We start from the raw sequence: 3,491 nt of genomic DNA, 5'->3' as shown, positions 1-3,491 counted from the left end.
TGGATGCCGTCCGCGCCCACCAGCACGCCGGCCTCCAGAGCGGCCCGCCGCAGCCGTACGGTGTCACTCAGCCACCGCCGCGCACTCCGGTTGGCCGGAACGCGACGGTCCCGGGTGGCGCGGGCGGCGGTGAGCGTCCCGAACGCCGGTCCGGCGGCGACGGCCGTGACCACCACGGGCGCGATCCACTCCCAGGAGGCCCCCGGCGCGACCGCCCGGGCCAGGCCGAGCCCGGCCGCCGCGGCCGGCAGCGCCGTCACGGCCGATTCGAGCAGCAGCTCGCTCCCGATCACCGGCAGCGACATCCCTCTCTGCCGGGCGGCGGCCAGCACGCGGGCACGGCGGCGCACCAGCAGGTCGGCGGCGAGCAGCAGGACCAGGACGGCGACCGCCAGCAGCGTCACGACCAGCAGGGACGCCTGCGCGAACGCGGCCTCGACCTGCGAGCTCACGGTCCGCAGCACACCGTCGAGCCGGGTCTCCCACTTCAGCGAGCCGTCCCTGGCGCCGGAGGAGCCGGAGGCCGCCTTGAGCGCGACCACCTTCGCCGCGACCGGCGGGACCGCGTCCCAGGTGAGCCGCGACGGGTCGGGTGTGAACCGGACCGTACGCCGCAACTCGTCCTGGCCGAACGCGAGCCGGGCGTCGGGCAGCGACTCGCGGGACAGCAGCCCGGCGAACCGGGTACTGCCCCTGCCGTCCGCGCCGGCGACGGGACTCAGCAGCGCGGGCAGCGCCCGCCAGGCGGGATCGGCGCTGTCGCGAGGCCGGAAGATGCCGCTGACCTGGACCGTCTTGACATTTCCCTGCTCGTCGGCGAGCGGCAGGCGGGCGCCGGGACGGAGCCTGAGCGCGGCGGCGTCCGCCTCCGACAGGCCCACCTGCACCGGCCACGGCGGCGCGCCGTAGGGAACCGACGCCGTCTCGGAGGCGGTGGGCCGGGGCGGGCCGCCCGCCGTCCAGGTCACGCCGGGCCCGCCGGCGCGGGCCACGTAGGCGAGCTGGAACGTCCGCAGCACGCTGCCATCGGTGATCTTGAGGGTGGGGCTGACGACGGTGGCGACCGGTGGGCGCAGGGCGGCGCGCAGGCCGGGGCCGAGTTCGTCCGTCGCCCTGGTCATGAAGTCGTCGACGTCCTCGGCCAGGCGGGGGTGGCGAAGGCGGCTGCCGTTCGGCCCGTCGTCGGCTTCCATCCGGCTGTGGACCTGGAGGTCGCCGCCGTTCCCTCGGACCGTTTCCCTTACGTGGGCGTCGGCGGTCGCGGACAGGAGCGGCGGCACCGCGCCGGCCAGCAGCGTGACGGCCGCCACCACGACGGCGGCGAGGAGCAGGGGCCCGGCGTCGGCGCGGGCGCGACCGGCGACGCTGGGCCAGTGGGGCGCCGGGATCCTCATGACGTCACCCGCAGATACGCGGCGTCGGCGCGCCGGGCCTGGACCACGACCACGGCGCTCACCGCGAGCGCGCACCCGGCCGGCAGCCCGATGAGCAGGACGGCCTCTGCGGCCCACGGCCAGACGGGCAGCACCTCCGGCACGGGGGCCGCGCCGGTGTCGGAGCGGACGAGCAGCGGCGCGACGACGCGGGTGGCCAGCGCGCCGACGAGCGCGCCCGCCGCGCGCAGCCGCAGCAGGATGCCGGCGTGCTGGCCGAGCAGCACGGTACGGATCTCGCGCCGGGTCATCCCCAGGCCCCGCAGGCGCGCCACCTCGACGGCGCGGGCCCGCAGGTCGAACGTCACGTGCAGCACGAGCCCCGCGAGCATCAGCAGCACCGCGGCCGGTACGAGCAGCCGGAGCACGGCCGGCAGCCCGGCTTTCAGCGGGCCGCCGGTGAGCCGGGCGGTCTCGGACGCGCGCGTGGTGACGGCGCCGAGGCGGAGCTCGGCCACGTCGGCTCTGACGGGACGGCCGACCCACCACGCGTCCACGGGCATGTCGAAGTCGCCGCTGACGGCGAGGGCGCGGGAGAGGGCGTCGAAGTCGGCCAGGACGGCCGCGGCGCCAGGAGCGGACGGCACGGCCGGCAGCACCTCGGCCACCCTGACCTGGACGGGGGTGAGCCCGACGGTGAGGTCGAGCCGGGAGCCGCGCTTGACGCCCGCCTCGCCGGCGAAGCGGGCGGAGACGGCGACGGGCACCGGTCCTTGGGCCGGGAAGGCGGTAGCGACCAACGTTCTGGCGGCGTCCGGCGGGCCCTTCAGCGCGACAGTCGTGGTCATTTTGAGCTCGGTGCCGGCGGAGGTGGCGGTCAGGGCGACGGCGGGGTTGCCGAGCTGGCCGGGGACCGGCCCGGCCGAGGTGGCGGTCCAGGGCGACGCCTCAGATCCGGTTCCCGTCACGGTGAGGGTCACGGCGACGCGGCTGTCTCCGGCCGGGAACTCGGCCAGCGCGTCGGAGTAGCCGGTGCCCACGTTCCCCGTCTCGACCGCGAACGGCAGCGACACCGCGACCAGCCGGAGCCCCTCGGCCGTCGCGCAGTCCGGCAGCCGATGCGCCTTCCCGTCGAGCGGAACGGGCGCACCGGTGCACGGCGTACGCAGCCCGGTCTCGTCCTGCAGCAGCAGCCGGGGCGTCACGGTGAGCGGCGTCGCGCCGGTCGCCTTCCCGATCAGGGAGAGCGCGGCTCCGGCCGGGACGGGGACACCGTCGGCGCGCCCCGGCGGCGCGAGCGCGGCGCCGACCGCGTTCCAGGTGCGGCCGTCGTTCAGCCGCCCGCGCAGCAGCGCTCCGGCCCGCGTGGTGTCCACGGCGATCAGCCGCGGCGGGTCACCGGCGCCGCCGAGCCACTGCCCGACCGCGATGCCCCGATCGGTGGCGGGGCTCACCTCTCCCCCGGTGGCCGCGCCGATCTCCCGGCCCTGCCCGGCGGCGGCCGGCGCGGTGAGGGTGAGCGCGAGGTCGGTGCCGACCGACAGATCGGCCTGGTCCTGCTGCGAGCGCTGCCAGGTGGCGTCGAACCCGATCCCGTACGTGGCCGCCGCGCAGCCCAGCCCGATCAGCAGCCCCGCCGCGACCGCCTGTGGCCTGCGGGCGGCTTCGAACGCGGCCAGCGGCACCGTCAGCCCGCGTGCCCGGGCGGCCAGCCGTTCCACGACCCGCAACGCGGGCCACACCAGGCGCAACGTCACCGCTGATCCGGCGATGAGCAGCAGCGCTGGAGCGAGCACCCGTACGGCGTCGACCGGAGAACCGGAACCGGCCGGCTGGTCGCGCAACTGCCACCAGCCGACGCAGGCGAGGGCCACGAGGAGCAGGTCGGCGCCGGATCGGGCGAGCAGTTCCCGCCGCCCGCGCGCCCCCGTGGCGGCGGTCCGCAGCGAGGGCACGACGAGCACCGCCGCCAGCGCCAGCGAGCCGCCGTCCACGGACAGCACCTGTGCGGCGTTCACGCCGAAAGGCGTGGCGAGCCCGGCCCCGGCCATGGGCGGCAGCCGGGTCAGCCCGGCGTGCAGGGCGGACGACGCCGGGATCGCGACCGCGCCGGCGAGC

The 3,491-nt window shown here is 77.3% G+C and carries 2 protein-coding genes; both read right to left on the bottom strand.

Translation table 11 applies throughout. The features are described from left to right. Window positions 1–1,394: hypothetical protein (locus ABFX54_RS56155; RefSeq protein WP_346115532.1), on the bottom strand; the 1,394-nt coding region annotated here is incomplete at its 3' end. After that, window positions 1,391–3,491, bottom strand: a 2,101-nt coding sequence (locus tag ABFX54_RS56150) for an FtsX-like permease family protein (RefSeq protein ID WP_346115531.1), incomplete at its 5' end; no start/stop codon positions are given. The genes ABFX54_RS56150 and ABFX54_RS56155, both read right to left, overlap by 4 nt.

It is taken from the genome of Nonomuraea maheshkhaliensis (genome assembly GCF_039529435.1).
Classification (GTDB): Bacteria; Actinomycetota; Actinomycetes; order Streptosporangiales; family Streptosporangiaceae; genus Nonomuraea; species Nonomuraea maheshkhaliensis.
The sequence above is the reverse complement of the archived record's forward strand: the minus strand, read 5'-3'. Positions and strand labels throughout refer to the sequence as shown.